Annotated in this window: 19 protein-coding genes; 12 read left to right on the top strand and 7 right to left on the bottom strand. The window is 68.4% G+C overall.

Annotated features, from left to right (window positions below; genetic code table 11):
- Nucleotides 1–105 precede the first annotated feature (105 nt).
- The 12 genes from cobA to RXV90_RS00430 all read left to right on the top strand — a co-directional run bounded on the left by cobA (nucleotide 106) and on the right by RXV90_RS00430 (nucleotide 9992).
- The gene (gene cobA, locus RXV90_RS00485; RefSeq protein ID WP_316646263.1) at nucleotides 106–891 is read left to right on the top strand and encodes a uroporphyrinogen-III C-methyltransferase; all 786 of its coding nucleotides are present in this window, start codon (nucleotides 106–108) and stop codon (nucleotides 889–891) included.
- A complete protein-coding gene (locus tag RXV90_RS00480; RefSeq protein ID WP_316646262.1) occupies nucleotides 884–1201 on the top strand; it encodes a c-type cytochrome in 318 nt (105 codons plus the stop codon). The genes cobA and RXV90_RS00480 overlap by 8 nt, the downstream gene beginning before the upstream one ends.
- Complete coding sequence (locus RXV90_RS00475) at nucleotides 1198–2346, top strand: cytochrome D1 domain-containing protein (RefSeq protein WP_316646261.1); 1149 nt, start codon at nucleotides 1198–1200, stop codon at nucleotides 2344–2346. Before RXV90_RS00480 ends, RXV90_RS00475 begins: the two co-directional genes overlap by 4 nt.
- Before the next feature lie 9 nt (nucleotides 2347–2355).
- The gene (gene ahbB, locus RXV90_RS00470; RefSeq protein ID WP_316646260.1) at nucleotides 2356–3336 is read left to right on the top strand and encodes a siroheme decarboxylase subunit beta; all 981 of its coding nucleotides are present in this window, start codon (nucleotides 2356–2358) and stop codon (nucleotides 3334–3336) included.
- Nucleotides 3333–3782: an Lrp/AsnC family transcriptional regulator gene (locus tag RXV90_RS00465; RefSeq protein WP_316646259.1), complete on the top strand. Its 450-nt coding sequence runs from the start codon at nucleotides 3333–3335 to the stop codon at nucleotides 3780–3782. Before ahbB (RXV90_RS00470) ends, RXV90_RS00465 begins: the two co-directional genes overlap by 4 nt.
- Nucleotides 3779–4267: a siroheme decarboxylase subunit beta gene (ahbB, locus tag RXV90_RS00460; RefSeq protein WP_316646258.1), complete on the top strand. Its 489-nt coding sequence runs from the start codon at nucleotides 3779–3781 to the stop codon at nucleotides 4265–4267. Before RXV90_RS00465 ends, ahbB (RXV90_RS00460) begins: the two co-directional genes overlap by 4 nt.
- Nucleotides 4267–5481 carry a heme d1 biosynthesis radical SAM protein NirJ gene (nirJ, locus tag RXV90_RS00455; RefSeq protein ID WP_316646257.1) on the top strand — a complete coding sequence of 405 codons (1215 nt, stop codon included), beginning with the start codon at nucleotides 4267–4269 and terminating at the stop codon, nucleotides 5479–5481. Before ahbB (RXV90_RS00460) ends, nirJ begins: the two co-directional genes overlap by 1 nt.
- Nucleotides 5456–6991: a cytochrome D1 domain-containing protein gene (locus RXV90_RS00450; protein ID WP_316646256.1), complete on the top strand. Its 1536-nt coding sequence runs from the start codon at nucleotides 5456–5458 to the stop codon at nucleotides 6989–6991. The genes nirJ and RXV90_RS00450 overlap by 26 nt, the downstream gene beginning before the upstream one ends.
- On the top strand, nucleotides 6948–7682 hold the full coding sequence (locus RXV90_RS00445; RefSeq protein WP_316646255.1) for a CbiX/SirB N-terminal domain-containing protein: 735 nt from the start codon (nucleotides 6948–6950) through the stop codon (nucleotides 7680–7682). Before RXV90_RS00450 ends, RXV90_RS00445 begins: the two co-directional genes overlap by 44 nt.
- Nucleotides 7679–7906 (top strand): hypothetical protein, encoded by a 228-nt coding sequence (locus RXV90_RS00440; protein ID WP_316646254.1) that lies wholly within the window; start codon nucleotides 7679–7681, stop codon nucleotides 7904–7906. The genes RXV90_RS00445 and RXV90_RS00440 overlap by 4 nt, the downstream gene beginning before the upstream one ends.
- 72 nt (nucleotides 7907–7978) lie before the next feature.
- Nucleotides 7979–9193 carry a 5-aminolevulinate synthase gene (hemA, locus tag RXV90_RS00435; RefSeq protein ID WP_316646253.1) on the top strand — a complete coding sequence of 405 codons (1215 nt, stop codon included), beginning with the start codon at nucleotides 7979–7981 and terminating at the stop codon, nucleotides 9191–9193.
- A gap of 118 nt (nucleotides 9194–9311) precedes the next feature.
- Entirely contained in the window at nucleotides 9312–9992 is a 681-nt protein-coding gene (locus RXV90_RS00430; protein ID WP_316646252.1) for a Crp/Fnr family transcriptional regulator, read from the top strand.
- Between the two features lie 7 nt (nucleotides 9993–9999).
- Here RXV90_RS00430 and RXV90_RS00425 read toward each other — a convergent pair whose 3' ends face one another.
- From RXV90_RS00425 to RXV90_RS00395, 7 genes are read right to left on the bottom strand one after another with little or no spacing between them, the layout of a single operon-like run.
- Complete coding sequence (locus RXV90_RS00425; protein WP_316646251.1) at nucleotides 10000–11175, bottom strand: NnrS family protein; 1176 nt, start codon at nucleotides 11173–11175, stop codon at nucleotides 10000–10002.
- A 9-nt stretch (nucleotides 11176–11184) separates the two neighbouring features.
- Nucleotides 11185–11562, bottom strand: coding sequence for a c-type cytochrome (locus RXV90_RS00420; RefSeq protein ID WP_316646250.1), 378 nt, complete (start codon nucleotides 11560–11562; stop codon nucleotides 11185–11187).
- A 26-nt stretch (nucleotides 11563–11588) separates the two neighbouring features.
- Nucleotides 11589–12503 (bottom strand): FAD:protein FMN transferase, encoded by a 915-nt coding sequence (locus RXV90_RS00415; RefSeq protein ID WP_316646249.1) that lies wholly within the window; start codon nucleotides 12501–12503, stop codon nucleotides 11589–11591.
- Nucleotides 12500–13021, bottom strand: a complete 522-nt coding sequence (locus RXV90_RS00410; RefSeq protein WP_316646248.1) for a nitrous oxide reductase accessory protein NosL — start codon at nucleotides 13019–13021, stop codon at nucleotides 12500–12502. Before RXV90_RS00410 ends, RXV90_RS00415 begins: the two co-directional genes overlap by 4 nt.
- Nucleotides 13018–13848, bottom strand: a complete 831-nt coding sequence (locus tag RXV90_RS00405) for an ABC transporter permease (RefSeq protein WP_316646247.1) — start codon at nucleotides 13846–13848, stop codon at nucleotides 13018–13020. The genes RXV90_RS00410 and RXV90_RS00405 overlap by 4 nt, the downstream gene beginning before the upstream one ends.
- Nucleotides 13845–14741 (bottom strand): ABC transporter ATP-binding protein, encoded by an 897-nt coding sequence (locus RXV90_RS00400; RefSeq protein WP_316646246.1) that lies wholly within the window; start codon nucleotides 14739–14741, stop codon nucleotides 13845–13847. Before RXV90_RS00400 ends, RXV90_RS00405 begins: the two co-directional genes overlap by 4 nt.
- A complete protein-coding gene (locus RXV90_RS00395; protein WP_316646245.1) occupies nucleotides 14738–15979 on the bottom strand; it encodes a nitrous oxide reductase family maturation protein NosD in 1242 nt (413 codons plus the stop codon). Before RXV90_RS00395 ends, RXV90_RS00400 begins: the two co-directional genes overlap by 4 nt.
- Between the last annotated feature and the right edge of the window lie 2 nt (nucleotides 15980–15981).

The following is a 15981-nucleotide window of genomic DNA, read 5'->3' as shown; positions in this document are numbered from 1 at the left end:
TGTTTTCAGCGCTTTGGCGGCCTCGCTTCCCGGGCCGCGGGCGCCAGACTGTCGCGCTCTGCCCCAGGGGCAGGGCGCGATTTTTCGGTGAGTGAGGAGACGGCGATGTCGGCATTGCACGTACAAGGCCATGTTTACCTGATCGGCGCAGGGCCGGGCGATCCCGACCTGCTGACGGTGCGGGCGCTGAGGCTGATCGAGCAGGCGGAGGTCGTGGTGCATGACCGGCTGGTCTCGCCGGAGATCATGGCACTGGTGCCGGAGGGGGCGCAGCGGATCGACGTGGGCAAGGCGCCCGATCACCACCCGTTTCCGCAGGCGAATATCAATGCGCTTCTGGTGTCGCTGGCGTCACGCGGAAGCAAGGTGGTGCGGCTGAAGGGCGGCGACCCCTACATGTTCGGGCGCGGATCGGAAGAGGTGGCCGAGCTTCGAACGGCCGGGATCAGCTATACGGTGGTGCCCGGCATCACCTCGGCCCAGGGGATCGCGAGCGCGACGGGCGTGCCGCTGACCCACCGGGGGCTGGCGACCGGCGTGCGCTTCGTGACCGGCCATTGCCGGGCGGGCCACGAGCTTGACCTCGCCTGGGCGGGGCTCGCTGACCCCGAAACGACGCTGGCCGTCTATATGGGGCGGGGCCATGCCGCAGAGATCGCGGCACGGCTGATCGGTGCCGGCCTGCCCGCCGATATGCCCGCGATGCTTGTCGTCGACGGCACGCGGGCGTCGGAGGAGCAGCATTTCACGACACTTGACCATCTGGGTGAGGTGGCGGCCGGGCTTGATGCCAAGCGGCCTGTCCTGATGATGATCGGCCAGGTCGTGACGCTGGCCGACGCCCTGGCCGTGCGGGAGGCCGCCGCGCTCGAGCGGGTGGGCCATGGCTAGGATCGCCGCGCTTTGCCTGGGCCTGATGGCCGCCGCCACGCCCGTTGCCGCGAGCGAGGTTGAAGGCGCGCGGGCGGCGGAGCTTAAGCACCTGGTGATCCAGGATTGCGGATCGTGCCACGGGCTGACGATGAAGGGCGGGCTGGGGCGGCCGATCACGCGGGACCTGATGCAGCATTACGACCGCGAGATCCTGCGCGACATCATCCTCGACGGCATTCCGGGCACCGCGATGCCGCCCTGGCGCCCGCTGATGAGCGAGGCCGATGCGATGTGGATCGCCGATTACCTGCGGGGAGTGGACCAATGAGAGTTCTGCTTGTTCTTCTGGCGCTTCTGGCCGGGGGCCTGGCCTCTGCCGAGCCGCGGATCGTGGCGACGGGCGATCTGGGCGTGGTGGTGGAGCGGTCGACCGGATCGGTGCTGATCGTGGACCAGTCGGAGCTGGGCGTGATCGCCCGGGTCGAGGGGTTCGGCGACCTCAGCCATGCGAGCATCGTCTTCTCGCCCGACCAGCGGTTCGCCTATGTGTTCGGGCGGGACGGGGGGCTGACGAAGCTGGACCTGACCACGCAGGCGATCGCGGCACGGGTGATCCAGGCGGGCAATGCCATTGGCGGGGCGATCTCGGATGACGGGACGCTGGTGGCGGTGTCGAATTACGAGCCGGGCGGCGTGCGGATCTTCGATGCCGACACGCTGGAGATGGTGGCCGATATCCCCACCGGGTCGAAGACCATCGGCCTTGTGGACGCGCCCGGCCGGCGCTTCGTCTTCTCGCTTTGGGATGACGGGGAGACCTGGATTGCCGATCTGTCGGGCGCGGCGCTTGAGGTGACCCGTTTCGGGGATGTGGGCGCGAACCCCTATGACGCGCTGATCACGGCGGATGGGCGGCGCTATATAGTGGGGCTTTTCGGAGAGGACGGGCTGACGGCTTTCGACCTCTGGTCGGACTCGCCGCTGCAGCAGAAGATCCTGTCGGGCTATGGCCGGGGCGAAGAAGACCTGCCGGTTTACAAGATGCCGCATCTCGAAGGCTGGGCGCTGGCCGGAGACCGGTTCGCCCTGCCGGCGGTGGGCCATCACCAGGTTCTGTGGGTCGATGCCCGCACCCTTGAAGAGATCGGGCGGACCGAGACCCATGGCCAGCCCGTCTTCGCCGTGGCGCGGCCCGACGGGCGGCATGTCTGGGTGAACTATGCCCATCCCGACAATGACACGATCGAGGTGATCGACACGCTGTCGGGCGAGATCATCCGGACGCTGAAACCGGGGCCTGCCGTCCTGCACATGGAATTCGCGCCGCGCGGGCACCGGGTGTGGCTGTCGGTCAGGGATGCCGACCGGATCGACGTCTACGACACGCGCACCTTCGAGAAGCTTGCCGAGATCCCCGCCGACACGCCGTCGGGCATCTTCTTCACCGCGCGGGCGCACAAGTCGGGGCTGTGAGGACGGGCGATGGATCTCGATAACCTCGACTGGCGGATGATGAATGCGTGGCAGCGGGGCCTGCCGCTGGAGCCGTGCCCGTTCCGGGATATCGCGGGGGCGATGAAGATCCCCGAGGAAGAGGTGCTGACGCGGCTGAGGGCGCTTCAGGCGGGCGGGGCGATCAGCCGGGTGGGCGGGACCTGCCGGCCGAACACGCTGGCGGCGAGCACGCTGGCCGCCGTGGCCGCGCCCGCGGGATCGGTGGAGGAGGTGGCGGCGATCATCAACTCTGTCGAAGGGGTGAACCATTCCTACGAGCGGGAAAACCCGTGGAACATCTGGTTCGTGGCGACCGGGCCGACGCGGGCCTTCGTGGATGCCGCGCTCGAGCGGATCGGGGCGCTGACGGGTTTGCAGGTTCTGGACCTCAGGCTGGTGCGGCCGTTCAACGTGGACCTGGGCTTTGCGCTTGACGGGACGGGGCGGATGCCGCCGCCGCGCGCGATCGACGAGACCGTGCCGCTGGAGGAGGGCGACCGGGCGCTGATGCAGGCGCTGTCCGAAGGGTTGGATCTGGTGGACCGGCCCTTCGCCGCGCTGGGCGCGCGGCTGGGCCGGAGCGAGGAGGATGTGCTTTCCCGGGTGCGGGCGCTGAAGCGGTCGGGCGTTCTGTCGCGGATCGGGCTGATCGTGCGGCACCGGGCGCTGGGCTGGCGATCGAACGCGATGTGCGTCTTCGAGGTGCCGCCCGAGGAGATCGAGGAGAAGGGCCGCGCGCTGACCGAGGTGCAGGGGGTGACGCTCTGCTACGAGCGGCGGCCGGTGCCCGGGATCTGGCCCTATACGCTTTACTGCATGATCCACGGGCGGAGCCGGGCGGAGGCGCTGGATGTGCTGTCGCTCGCGCGGGTCAGGGCGAAGCTTACCGAATACGATTACCGGGTTCTGTTCAGCACGCGCTGCTTCAAGCAGACCGGCGCGCTGATCGATGTGAAGGAGAAGACATGACACTCGACGAAACCGACCGGCGGATCATCAATGCGCTGCAGGGCGGGTTCCCGCTGGAGGCGCGGCCCTATGCGGCGGCGGCCGCCACCCTGGGGCTGGACGAGGCGGAGCTGATCGCGCGGCTTCAGGCGATGCGGGAGGCCGGGGTGATCACGCGGTTCGGCCCGTTCTTCGACGTGGCCGCCATGGGGGGCGCGTTCTGCCTGTGCGCGATCGCGGTGCCGGAGGACCGGTTCGACGAGATCTGCGCGGCGGTGAACGCCTTTCCGGAGGTGGCGCACAACTATCGGCGGACCCACGAGTTGAACATGTGGTTCGTGCTGGCGACCGAGACGGAGGCCGGGATCGGCACGGCGGCGGATGCGATCGAGGCGGCGACGGGGCTGACAGTCTATCGCTTCCCGAAGCTGAAGGAGTTCTTCGTGGGCTTCCGGGTGGCGGCATGAGCATCGCGCCCGAGACCCGCAGGCTGATCGAGGCCTGCCAGGCCGGTCTGCCCTTCGTGCCCCGGCCCTATGCGGCGCTGGCCGAGGATCTGGGCCTGAGCGAGGCGGAGGTGATCGAGCGGCTGGGGGCGCTGAAGGCCAAAGGCGTGATCCGGCGGATCGGGATCGCCCCCAATCACTACAAGCTGGGGATGGTGGCGAACGGAATGTCGGTCTGGGACGTGGATGACGCGGTGGCCGAGGAACTGGGCCAGCGGATCGGCGCGCTCGACGACGTGACCCATTGCTACCTGAGGCCCCGGGCGCTGCCGATCTGGCCCTACAACCTGTTCGCGATGCTGCACGGGGAGACCCGTGACGAAGTGGAGCGGAAGCGCGTGCGGCTTCGCGAGATGCTGGGCGATGCCTGCCGGGGTTCCGACATCCTTTATTCCACCGCCATTCTGAAGAAGACCGGCCTGCGCCTGAAGAAGGGAGCCGCGTGATGTTTCGCCTGACGCAATACATGGAGCAACTTCTGAACCCGACGCCCGTGCGAAAGCGGCGCGGCGGCCCGGTGAGGCCCGTGGTGATCTGGAACCTGACGCGGCGGTGCAACCTGCAATGCCGGCACTGCTACACCACCTCGGCCGACCTGGCCTTTCCGGGCGAGCTTTCGACGGAGCAGGCGATGGGGGTGATCGACGATCTGGCCGGATTTGGGCTGCCCGCGCTGATCCTGTCGGGCGGGGAGCCCCTGTCGCGGGCGGATTTCTTCGAGCTTGCGGATTATGCGCGGCCGAAGTTCCGCTATCTCGCGCTGTCGACCAACGGCACGAAGATCGAAGGCGAGGCGGCAGACCGGGTGGCCGCGATCGGGTTCGATTACGTCGGTATCTCGATCGACGGGGTGGGGCGGACGAATGACTGGTTCCGGGGTAAGGCGGGCGCCTTCGAGGAGGCGCTGTCCGGGGTCAGGACCTGCAAGGCGCTGGGGATCAAGGTGGGGCTGCGGTTCACGCCGACCGGCGAGAATGCCGATCAGCTTCCCGAGATCCTCGATCTTTGCGAGCGTGAGGGGATCGACAAGTTCTATATGTCGCATCTCGTCTATGCGGGCCGGGGCAACAAGAACCGGGGCGAGGATGCGGGCCACCGGCGGGCGCGGGATGCCGTGAAGCTTCTGATCGAGCGGGCGTGGCGGGCTCTGCGGGAGGGCCGGCATTTCGAGGTCGTGACCGGCAACAACGATGCCGACGCGGTTCTGTTCCTGAACTGGGTGCGGGAGAATTTCAGCACCGATCAGGCCGCCCATGTGGAGGCGCATCTGGAGGCTTGGGGCGGGAACTCTTCCGGCATCGGCGTGGCGAATATCGACCCCACCGGCAAGGTGCATCCCGATACCTACTGGTCGGATTACACGATCGGGAACGTGAAGGAGCGGAAGTTTTCCGAACTCTGGACAGGGGATGACCGGATGCTCGCGCTGCTTCGGACGCGGCCGAGGCCGCTTGAGGGCCGCTGCGGGGCCTGCGCGCATCAGGCGGTCTGCAGGGGCAACACGCGGATCCGGGCATTGCAGCTGACAGGGAACCCCTGGGCGGAGGACCCGGCCTGTTACCTGAGTGAAGCCGAGATCGGGGTGGAGGCTGCGGCGCCGCGCCTCGAGGTCTCCACCTTCCGAGGAAAGCGACATGACCCGGAACATCGTTTTTACTAGTCTTCTCTGCGTCTTGGCGGGGCCTCTTCAGGCAGCGGAACCGGAAGTTCTGTTCGCGACCCATTATGCGGTCTGCCATGGGGACGACCGGCTGGGCGGGGCGGGCCCCGCGCTGATCCCCGAGGCGCTGAGCCGGCTCAGGGGCGAGAAGCTTCAGGCCGTGATCGCCGAGGGCCGTGCGGCGACGCAGATGCCCGCGTTCGGCGATCAGCTTTCGGCGGAAGATATCGCGGTGCTGGCGGCCTATCTGCACCAGCCGCTGCCGGAGATCCCGCTTTGGGACAAGGCGAAGATCGAGAGCACGCGGGTTCTGAACGCGGATTACACCGCCCCCGATGCGCCGCAGCATGGGGCGGATCCTATGAATCTCTTCGTCGTGGTCGAGACCGGGGATCATCACATCAGCATCCTCGACGGCGACAGGATGGAGGTGATGGCCCGGCTGGAGACGCCCCTGGCCGTGCATGGCGGGCCGAAGTTTTCGCCCGACGGGCGGTTCGTCTTCGTGATGTCGCGGGACGGATGGGTGCAGAAGGTGGATCTGTGGTCGATGCAGGAAGTCGGGCGGATCCGCGCTGGCGTCAATTCGCGCAACATCGCGATGAGCCAGGACGGCAAGTGGCTGGCGGTGGCGAATTACCTGCCGATGACGCTGACGATCCTGGCGACCGGGGATCTGAGCGTGGCGGAGGTGAAGGACATCGCCGGCAAGGACGGGACCGCGAGCCGGGTGTCCGCCGTCTATCAGGCGCCGCCGCGGGAAAGCTTCGTTCTGGCGCTGAAGGACGTGCCGGAGATCTGGGAGGTGTTCTATGGCGAGAACCCGCCCTTCCACGGCTTTGTTCACGATTACCGCGACGAGGGGCCCCTGGGCTATGACGAGCCGTTTCCGGTGCGGCGGATCACGCTGAAGGAGATTCTCGACGATTTCTTCTTCAGCCAGGATTACGAATACGTGATGGGTGCCTCGCGCGATGGCGAGGGCGGGCAGGTTGTCGATCTGGTGATCGGCCATACCATTGCCGAACTGGAGTTGCCGGGGATGCCGCATCTGGGATCGGGGATCACCTGGGAGCGCGGCGGGCAGACGGTGATGGCGACGCCGCACCTGAGGGACGGGGTGATTTCCGTGATCGACATGAAGACATGGGAGACGGTGAAGACGATCGGGACGGAGGGCCCCGGCTTCTTCCTGCGAAGCCACGAGGAAACGCCCTATCTGTGGGCCGACGTGTTCTTCGGCCCCAATCGCGACGTGATGCATGTTATCGACAAGGAGAGCCTGGAGATCGTGAAGACGCTGCGCCCCGCGCCGGGGCGGACGGCGGCGCATGTGGAGTTCGACCGGTATGGCAGATATGCTCTGGTCAGCCTCTGGGAGCAGGACGGCGCGGTGATCGTCTATGACGCCGCCACCTTGCAGGAGGTGAAGCGGCTGCCGATGGTGAAACCCTCTGGAAAATACAATGTACATAACAAGATCACCTTTTCGGCCGGGACGAGCCACTGAGGTTCTGATCGTCGCCCATGGTTCGCCGTCCGACCCCGAGCCGCAGGAGCGGTTCGTGGCGCGGCTGGCGGAGCGGGTGGGGGCACGTACCGGTGCGATGGTTCGGGGCGCGACGCTGGCGAAGCCGGGATCTCTGGAGGCGGCGGTGGCGGGGATGCGCGCGCCGCAGGTGTTTCCGCATTTCATGACCGACGGGTGGTTTGTCTCGACGCACCTTCAGACCCGGCTTGAGACGGCCGGGCTGGCGGACTGGGTGACGCTGACGCCTTTGGGCATGAGCGCGGCCCTGCCGGAGCTGGCCGCGCGCCGGCTTCGGGCGGAGATGGCGGAGGCGGAGCTGCCGGAGAGCCGGACGACGCTTGTGGTGGCCGCCCACGGATCGCCGAAGGACCCGAGGCCGGCGCGGGCGACGGAGGCCTTTGCCAAGGCGCTGAAGGCCACGCGCCTGTTTCGCGAGGTGCGTGCGGGCTATGTGGACGAGGCGCCGTCGCTTGAAGAGGTGGCGACGGTGGAGGGCCCCGCGATCGTGCTGCCGTTCTTCGCGGCGCGGGCGGGCCATGTGCTGATGGATCTGCCCGAGGCGCTGGAGGCCGCCGCTTTCGAAGGCGTCGTACTGCCGCCGATCGGGACGTGGGATAACGTGCCGCTTCTGATCTGCGAGACGCTGGCCCGTGCGGAGGCCGCGCCGTGAGCGAGGCGCGCTGGCCCGTCTGGAAGCTGAGCCTGCTTCTGTATCCCTTCGTAGCGGGGACGGTGGCGATCAACCTGTTCCTGCTGTTCCTGATGCTGCAGGTCGTGGGGATCGCGGCGCTGTCGCCCGAGGCGTCGATCCTCGGGGGGCTGATCCTCGGGGTGCCGGCGACCTGGGCCTCTGGCAAATGGGCGCGGCACCTGATGGACGAGGCTGACACTTGACGTTGGTTAAGGAATGAGGCCGCGCGGGATGCTTCCCTGACCGGGACGAGACCGGTGAAGAGGAGCCTCCTCATGGACTATCAGGGTTTTTTCGAGGATGCGCTGGCGGATCTTCGCTCCGAAGGAAATTACCGCGTGTTCACCGAACTGGAACGCCCCGTGGGCGAGGCGCCGCGGGCGCATCAGCATGTGGGCGGTGCCACGCGGCCGGTGACGGTGTGGTGTTCGAACGACTACCTCGGGATGGGCAAGAGCGCGCTGGTGCGCGAGGCGATCGCCCGGACGGTGATGGAGGACGGCGCGGGCGCGGGCGGGACGCGCAACATCTCGGGCACCGCGCATCTGCATGTGGAGCTTGAGCGGACCTTGGCGGAGCTTCACGGGAAGGAGGCCGCGCTTCTCTTCACCTCGGGCTACGTGTCGAACTGGGCGAGCCTGTCGACGCTGGGCGCCAAGCTTCCCGATTGCACGATCCTGTCGGACGCCAAGAACCATGCCTCGATGATCGAGGGCATCCGCCATTCGAAGGCGCGGAAGGTGATCTGGGGGCATAACGACGCCGAGGATCTTGACCGGAAGCTCAGCGCCTTGCCGAAGGAGGGCGCGAAGATCGTGGCCTTCGAAAGCGTCTATTCGATGGATGGCGATATCTCTCCCATTGCCGAGATCCTCGACGTGGCCGAGGCGCATGGGGCGATGACCTATCTCGATGAGGTGCACGCGGTCGGCCTTTACGGCCCGCGGGGCGGCGGGATCGCCGAACGCGAGGGGCTGGCCCACCGGGTGACGGTGATCGAAGGGACGCTGGCCAAGGCCTTCGGCGTGATGGGGGGCTATGTGGCGGCCTCTGCCGCCTTGTGTGATTTCATCCGGAGTTTCGCGAGCGGCTTCATCTTCACCACCGCGCTGCCGCCGGCGCTGGCGGCCGGGGCCAATGCCTCGATCCGGCACCTGATGGGATCGGACATGGAGCGAATGCGGCAGCGGCGGAACGTTGCGAAGCTGCGGGCGCTGCTGGACCAGCATCGGATTCCGCATCTGGCGAATCCGAGCCATATCGTGCCCGTCGTCGTGGGCGACCCGTTCAAGGCGAAGTACCTGAGCGACACGCTGTTGGAGCAGTACGGGATCTATGTGCAGCCGATCAACTACCCGACCGTTGCGAAGGGGACCGAGCGGCTGAGGATCACGCCTTCGCCGTTGCACAGCGATGCCGATATCGCGCATCTGGCCGGGGCGCTGAGCGCGCTCTGGTCGCAATGCGCGCTGAGCCGGGCGGTGGCCTGACCGCCCTGCTGCGGGAATTCCTTGACTGATATCAACGCGATCTGCTTCTTCTTGGGGTACTGTTCGCGCAGTTGAGCACCGGCTGTTCCGGGGTTCCGCGACAGGGAGGGCGCCGGTCATGCTCGCCGAGGGTTTCGTCAAGTGCATGCAAGGCTCGATTCTGTTCGGGGCCTTGCCGGAGGATGTATTCAACCGGATCGCACAACATGCACATGTCACCACCGCGCGTCAGGGCGACACGATCTGCCGCGAGGGCGAGGAGGCGTTTTCGGTGTTCTGCGTGGCCGAAGGCGCGGTGAAGCTGACCGTGGCGGGGCGGAACGGGCGCGAGGTGGTGGTGGATATCTTCCATCCCGGCACCTGCTTTGCAGAGGCGCTTCTGTTCCGGAAGGATGCCTATCCGGTTTCCGCCGTCGCGCTGACGGACAGCAAGGTGATCCTGGTGTCGAAATCGGTGATCGAGGCCGAGCTTCTGCGCGAGCCCGGGACGATCCCGACGCTTCTGTCGGCGACCTATGCGCATCTGCACCGGCTGTTGCGGCAGATCGAGCACCTGAAGGCCACGTCCGGCCTGCAGCGGGTGGCGGGGTATATCCTGGCGCTCGACGACCTCGACCGGAACACGAACTTCGTGCAGATCCCGTACGAGAAGCAGACGCTGGCCTCGATGCTGGGGATCAAGCCCGAGACGCTGTCGCGCTCGTTCCGGCGGCTGTCGGAGCACGGGGTGCGGGTCGACGGGCCGATCATCGAAGTGATGGACCGCAAGGCGCTGGAGGCGTTCCTGGGCGAGGCGTGAGCCGGCGTCAGGACGCCGCGCGGCGCATCAGGCGCGGGCCGTAAAGGAGCGCGAAGCCCAGGAAGGCCGCGATCCAGAGACCTCCCGACAGGGTGTAGAGAAGATCGGGCGCGGCGCCCAGAGCGGCGGCCGCGCGGCAGATCACGGCGGCCGGGATCGCGAGGTAGAGCGCCGTGGTGGCGGGGCCTGCGTGGAGGGCGGCGCCGGTATGGCCGAGGGTGGCGCGGGTCATCACCGCGAGCGTCATCATCCCGATCGCCCCCACCGTCCAGACATGGAGGCTGGCCGTGGCGAGGGGGGTGCTTTCCTGAAGAAGCGCCGTGCCGAGCCCGAGGGCGCCGAGCGGCACGAAGGCATAGGCGAGGTGGAGGACCCAGACCAGCGGCTCGGCGCGGGTGGTGATGCCTTGCCACCGGAGAAGGCGCCCGGCGTGAAGCGCCCCGGCCGCGAGGAGGGCAAGCCCGGCGATACGGGCCTCGGGCCGTGCGACCCAGAGAAGCAGGGCCGCGAGGAGCGCAAGAAGGGCGAGCCGGTCGAAACCCTGCATCGGCGGGGCGGGCCTGCGGGGATCGCCTTCGCGCACAAGCCAGTTGCGGGTGAAGGACGGTACCACGCGCCCGCCGATCACAGCGATCAGGAGGATCGCCGCGGCGAGCCCGAGGCGAAGCCCCGCAGCTGCAGCGGCGGCCAAGTGGAAGAGAGCGTTTGCCGCGAGGAGCGCGAGAAGAAGAGCGAGGACGACGAGGTTGCGCCAGTTGCGCCCCGTGGCGATCTCTCGCGCCAGAAAGAGCGCCATGGCGGCGAGGAAGGCGGTGTCTATCAGCCCGACCCAGACGGGCGGCCAGAGGGCGCCGAGCGCCATCGCGACGCGCCCCGCGCCCCAGAGGAGCGTCAGCGCCAGAAGCGGCCAGCCGACCACCGGCAGCCGCCCCGTCCAGTTCGGGACCGCCGTCAGAAGAAACCCGGCCACGACCGCGCCGAGATAGCCGAAGAGAAGCTCGTGCGCGTGCCAGGAGATCGGATCGACGGCGGGGGTGAGGACGGTAGATCCGCTCATCATCCCAAGCCAGAGCGCCATGGAGAGCGCGGCCCAGAGCCCGCCGGCGAGGAAGAAGGGGCGGAAGCCGTAACTCAGCACCGCCGGGCCCTGCCAGCGGCGCATCTGCTCCCGCGTCGTGGCCATGGCCTGCGTCTATTCGAAGGTTGCGAGGTAGGCGATGACGTCTTCGATCTCGTCTTCCTTGCGGAGGCCGGGGAAGGCCATCTTGGTGCGATCGATCACGTCCTTCGGCTTGGCGAGGAAGGCGCTGAGCGTTTCCTCGTCCCAGGTGAGGCCGCCTTCGGCCGCGGCGAGGAGCGCGTCGGAATATTTGAAATCCGCGTTCTGTCCCGCCGCCGCGCCGACGATGCCGTTGAGCGCCGGGCCGACCTTGTTCTTGGCGCCGTCGCCGACCGCGTGGCAGGCCTTGCACTTGTTGAAGACCCGTTCGCCCTTTGCGGCGTCGCCGTCGGCGAGGGCGGGCAGGGCAAGGGTTGCTGCGAGGGTGGCGACGGTCAGGGTTCTGAACATGGGTGAGACGCTCCTTCTTGGTTTGGTCAGAGTGTGAATTCTAGGCGCGCGCCGGGAAAGGCTGCAAGGGCCGCCGCGTGGCGGGCGTGGGGAAGGGCGCAGAGCGCGGTAGAGAGCCCGTCGGCCACCGCCGCGCGGGGGGCGGAGACGGAGACGAGGCTGGCGCGGCGGGCAGCCGCGCCGGTGGCGGGATCGAAGATGTGGGGCAGGTTGCCCGGAAGCGTGCCCGTGGGCGCGGAGGTGGCGAGGGCGCGATCGGCGAGCGTGAGGCGGTGAACGAGCCGGCCGTCGGGACGGGCGATGCCGGCCGTCCAGCCGCTGCCGTCGGGGGCGTGGCCGAGGGCCGCGATCTCGCCCGCGTCGACGAGGATATCGGTGAGGCCGCGCGCGCGCAGAAGCCCTGCGATCCGGTCGGTGATGTAGCCTTGGGCGATGCCGTTCAGGGTGAGAGCCGCGCCGGGGCGGACAAGGCGGATGCGGGTGGCATCGAAGGTGACGCCGTCCCAGCCGAGGGCGCGGCGGGCAGTGGCGATCTCTGCCGCCGTGGGGATGCGTGCCTCGCCCGCCGCAAGGGCGTGAAGGGCGAAGAGGGGCTGCACCGTGGGGTCGAAGGCGCCGTGCGTGGCGCGGTGCAGAGCGGCGGAGAGGGACAGCACTTCGAGGAGTTCGGGCGGCGGGGCGTCGAGCCTGCTATCTGCGTTGAGGCGGCGGAGGGCGGAGCCGTCGCGGTAAAGGCTGAAGATCGCTTCGAGGCGGTGAAGTTCGGCCTCGACCCCGGCGATCACGGGCCGCGCGTCTTCCGGCGCGAGCCCGGCGAGGCGCAGGCGAGCCGTCGCGCCGAGCGCGGTGCCCTGCCAGCGGGTTTCGGCACCCGCACGCGTGCCCATCGCACAGGCGGCGGCGCTGATCGCGAGGAAGCGGCGGCGGGTGGGGCGGATCATGACGGTGTCTCCAGAAACGCGCCGGGATCGACCGGGCCGAGGGCCGCGTCATCGGGGATGTCGGGCAGGCGGACCGTTCGCCCGCCGAAGCGCAGGATGAAGGCCTCTGCCGCGTCCGGTGCGGCGAAAGGCACGATCTCGGGCGCGCCCATGCCGCCCGCCGCGCGGGAGCCGATGACGAAATGGGCCTCTTCCGCGGGGATCCAGTTCCTCTCCCCCGGCGCGTTCCAGGACGGCGCGGCGCCCATGTCGCTGACATAGGTGGCGAGGATGCGGGCATCGCGTTCGGGGCTCTTGAGATAGGCCACGCCGTCGCGGACCTGGGCGAAGAAGAGCGGCGCGGGCAGGCCTTCGAGGTGGATCTGCGCCTTGGGACCGCCATGTTCCAGCACGTTCATCTGGCAGAAGAAGCTGACCGCTTCCTCGGTGAGCGGCAGGGGGGCGGGGGCTTCGGTCACCTCTTCCCTGCAGGCGGCGAGGAGGGTGGCGGCGAGGAGGAGGGCGAGGGGGAGCTTCATGGTTCGACCCTTCGGAAGGCGGCGCGGGCGAGGAGAAAGCCGAGCGCGGGCCAGACCGCGAGAGAGAGCGGCGCGGCCCAGCGTGGCAGGCTGTCGGCCACCCCGCCCATGCCGGCGGCGATGGCCACGGTTTCGGTGCCCGCGATGTTCCAGAGCCTGAAGGCATCGGCGGGGTTCGCCGTCATCACCCAGGGGAAGACCGAGCGGGTAAAGGCCCCGTCGCCATCCATCACCACGGCGGCGAGAAGCGCGAGATCGTAGAGCACGACGAAGACGAGCCAGAGCGCGGCGGAGAGGCCCGCGGCGGCGGCCGAGGAGCCGGCGAGAGCGGAGACGAGGTAACCCAGCGCCACGAAGCCCGCGCCGAGGAGGACGGAGGTGGCCATGAGCCGGGCGAGGGCGACGAGGCTTTCGGGCCCGACGCCGCCCAGCCCCGCCGCGATGGCGCCCGCGACGCCGAAGCCGATGACGCTTGCGATGGCGAGCGCGGCGACATGGGCGGCTGCCTTGCCGAGGAGGATCTCGGCCCGGCTGGCGGGGTAGGAGAGCACGAGGCCCAGCGTTCCGCGATCGCGTTCGCCCGCGATCGCATCGAAGGAGATGAGGAGGGCGAGAAGCGGGATCAGATAGACCGCGAGCGTCGTCATGGAGGCGACGGAGACGGTGAGCATGTCGACCCCGAGCGTGCCGGTGGGCGCGCTGCCCGCAAGCGACAGGGCGACGGCGAAGACGACCATCATGAGCGTCGCGACCAGAAGCCAGCGGTTCCGGCGAAGAACCAGCATTTCGGTGCGCGCGACGGCGAGGATGCGGGTGAGGGCGGTCATGTCAGGCCCCCCGAATAGTGGCGGTAAAGCTCTTCCAGCCCCGGCGGCGTGATGTCGATATCGGCGACGGCCTCGCCCAGCCCCGAGAGGCGGTGGAGGGCGGGCATCTTTTCTTCCGCCGGGCAGCGGATTTCGACGGACATGCCGTTGACCCGGGCGCCGCCGGTTTCGGAGGCGATGCGTTCGGCCATGGCGGTTTCCGACGCCCGCACACGCAGGACGATGGGCAGGCCCGCCGCGCGGGCGAGGTTTCCGAGTGTGTCGTCGGCCACGAGCCGGCCCTGGCGCAGGATGGCGATGCGATCGGTGCGGGCCTCGACCTCGGTGAGGGCGTGGCTGGCGATCAGGACGGCGGTGCCGGAGGCCGCGAGCTCGTCGATGATCGCGTAAAGCTCGTGCCGGGAGACGGGATCGAGCCCGCTGGCCGGTTCGTCGAGCAGCGCAAGGCGCGGGCGCCCGAGAAGCACCTGGGCGAGGCCGAGGCGCTGGCGCATGCCCTTCGAATAGGTGGCGATGCGGCGGTCGGCGGCGGGGCCGAGGCCCACCCGTTCGAGAAGCGGGCCGGTTTCGCGCGGCGAGAGGCCCGAGAGGCGGGCGAACATCGCCAGAAGCTCGCGCCCCGTGAGTGCGCCCTGGAAGGCCAGTGCCTCGGGAAGGTAGGCGGTGGCCCGCCGTGCCGCGTTGGAGCCGGGCGCGGCGCCACAGATCGAGATCTCGCCGCCATCGCGGGCGGTGAGCCCCAGGATCAGCTTGATGAGCGTGGATTTGCCCGCGCCGTTATGGCCGAGAAGCGCCACCCGCGTGCCTTCGGGAATCGAGAGCGATACGTCGTTGAGCACAGGCGTACCGCCGCGCCGCTTGCCGACATGGGCGCAGGTGAGGATGCCGGTCATGATCCCTTCTCCAGAGGCCCCGGCGGAGCCATGAGCGGGTGGCTGTCGATCACGCCGCCCGGCAGGAGCGCCGGGAAGGCCGATTGCGACCAGCGCACGAGCTGCACCGCGGGGGACCCCAGGAGGAGCTTGGCCGCGGGCTGTGTCCAGAGCACGTGATCGATGCTGTCGTTCGGCCGGTAGGGCGTATCGGCGATGCCGTCGCCATCGAGATCGTAGGCCGCGAAATCGGACCAGTAGTTGCCGCGATCCGCGTGGGACCACTCATCCCAGGTCGTAGAGACGTATTTCACCTGCGTGCGGTTGCCGATGAAGGCGTTGCCGGAGATCTCGTTCCGGTCGGAGCCGGCGGTGAAATGGATGCCGATGCCGCAATCCTCGAACTGGTTGTCGGTGAAGCTGTTCTTGTGGCTGTTGTAGAGGAAGGCGCATTTTTCGGTTCCGCCGGTGACGTGGTTGCCGGAGATGACCGAGTGGTTGGCGTAATTCAGCATCACGCCGTGATCGCGGTCGCCCATCGACAGGTTGCCGGTGACCTTCACGCGAGTGGAGAACATCACCGCGAAGCCCAGGTGATTGCCGATGGAGAGGTTATCGGACACCTCGCTTTCATTGGCGTACATGTAGTGAACTGCGAAGCGCAGATCCCTGAATTCATTGCCGGAAAAGCGGTTGCGCCTGGAGGAGTTGACGAAGATGCCGTCGCGCCCCCAGCGCACCGTATTGCCGGTGACTTCGGCACCGGGCGCGTTCCAGACATAGATGCCGTTGCCGCGGCGGTTCATGGCCGCGTCCTGCCGGCCCTCGATCGCGTTGCCGCTGACGCGGGCGTCTTTCGCGCCGTGGATGTCGATGCCGTAGAGGTTGCCGAGAAGGATGTTGTCCTCGATCACCGCGCCGGTGGCCGTGCGTTCGAGCTGGACGCCGGAATCGATGGTTTCGTGATCGCTGCCGGAGCCGGTGATGGTGAGGCCCCGGACGGTGATGCCGGGCGCGGTGACGGTGATGACCGACCCGTGCCCGCCGCCGTCGATATGGGCCGCCCCGCCGCCATCGAGCGTGAGCGGGCGGTCGAGACGGACGGGCCCGGCATATTGGCCGGGCGCGAGGCGCAGGACGTCGCCGTCCTGCGCGGTTTCAAGGGCGTCCGCCAGTTCGCCGGGCGCGACGCCGATCTCTCCGGCAAGGCCGGGCAGGGGCAGCGCGAGAAGCGCGAGAAGGGCGAACCGGCGGACCATTG

Origin of the sequence: Ovoidimarina sediminis (assembly GCF_032586175.1) — a bacterium.
GTDB lineage: Bacteria > Pseudomonadota > Alphaproteobacteria > Rhodobacterales > Rhodobacteraceae > Ovoidimarina > Ovoidimarina sediminis.
Note: the sequence above shows the minus strand (reverse complement) of the source record. Positions and strands in the feature narration are given on the sequence as shown.

Bases quoted from the DNA above. Each gene is read 5' to 3' on its own strand.
- RXV90_RS00395 (WP_316646245.1), bottom strand. From the start codon at position 15,979: ATGGTCCGCCGGTTCGCCCTTCTCGCGCTTCTCGCGCTGCCCCTGCCC.
- RXV90_RS00425 (WP_316646251.1), bottom strand. From the start codon at position 11,175: ATGGCCACGACGCGGGAGCAGATGCGCCGCTGGCAGGGCCCGGCGGTG.
- nirJ (WP_316646257.1), top strand. From the start codon at position 4,267: ATGTTTCGCCTGACGCAATACATGGAGCAACTTCTGAACCCGACGCCC.
- RXV90_RS00480 (WP_316646262.1), top strand. From the start codon at position 884: ATGGCTAGGATCGCCGCGCTTTGCCTGGGCCTGATGGCCGCCGCCACG.
- cobA (WP_316646263.1), top strand. From the start codon at position 106: ATGTCGGCATTGCACGTACAAGGCCATGTTTACCTGATCGGCGCAGGG.
- RXV90_RS00475 (WP_316646261.1), top strand. From the start codon at position 1,198: ATGAGAGTTCTGCTTGTTCTTCTGGCGCTTCTGGCCGGGGGCCTGGCC.
- RXV90_RS00465 (WP_316646259.1), top strand. From the start codon at position 3,333: ATGACACTCGACGAAACCGACCGGCGGATCATCAATGCGCTGCAGGGC.
- RXV90_RS00450 (WP_316646256.1), top strand. From the start codon at position 5,456: ATGACCCGGAACATCGTTTTTACTAGTCTTCTCTGCGTCTTGGCGGGG.
- RXV90_RS00445 (WP_316646255.1), top strand. From the start codon at position 6,948: ATGTACATAACAAGATCACCTTTTCGGCCGGGACGAGCCACTGAGGTT.
- ahbB (WP_316646260.1), top strand. From the start codon at position 2,356: ATGGATCTCGATAACCTCGACTGGCGGATGATGAATGCGTGGCAGCGG.
- RXV90_RS00405 (WP_316646247.1), bottom strand. From the start codon at position 13,848: ATGACCGCCCTCACCCGCATCCTCGCCGTCGCGCGCACCGAAATGCTG.
- RXV90_RS00415 (WP_316646249.1), bottom strand. From the start codon at position 12,503: ATGATCCGCCCCACCCGCCGCCGCTTCCTCGCGATCAGCGCCGCCGCC.
- RXV90_RS00420 (WP_316646250.1), bottom strand. From the start codon at position 11,562: ATGTTCAGAACCCTGACCGTCGCCACCCTCGCAGCAACCCTTGCCCTG.
- hemA (WP_316646253.1), top strand. From the start codon at position 7,979: ATGGACTATCAGGGTTTTTTCGAGGATGCGCTGGCGGATCTTCGCTCC.
- RXV90_RS00410 (WP_316646248.1), bottom strand. From the start codon at position 13,021: ATGAAGCTCCCCCTCGCCCTCCTCCTCGCCGCCACCCTCCTCGCCGCC.
- RXV90_RS00400 (WP_316646246.1), bottom strand. From the start codon at position 14,741: ATGACCGGCATCCTCACCTGCGCCCATGTCGGCAAGCGGCGCGGCGGT.
- ahbB (WP_316646258.1), top strand. From the start codon at position 3,779: ATGAGCATCGCGCCCGAGACCCGCAGGCTGATCGAGGCCTGCCAGGCC.
- RXV90_RS00430 (WP_316646252.1), top strand. From the start codon at position 9,312: ATGCTCGCCGAGGGTTTCGTCAAGTGCATGCAAGGCTCGATTCTGTTC.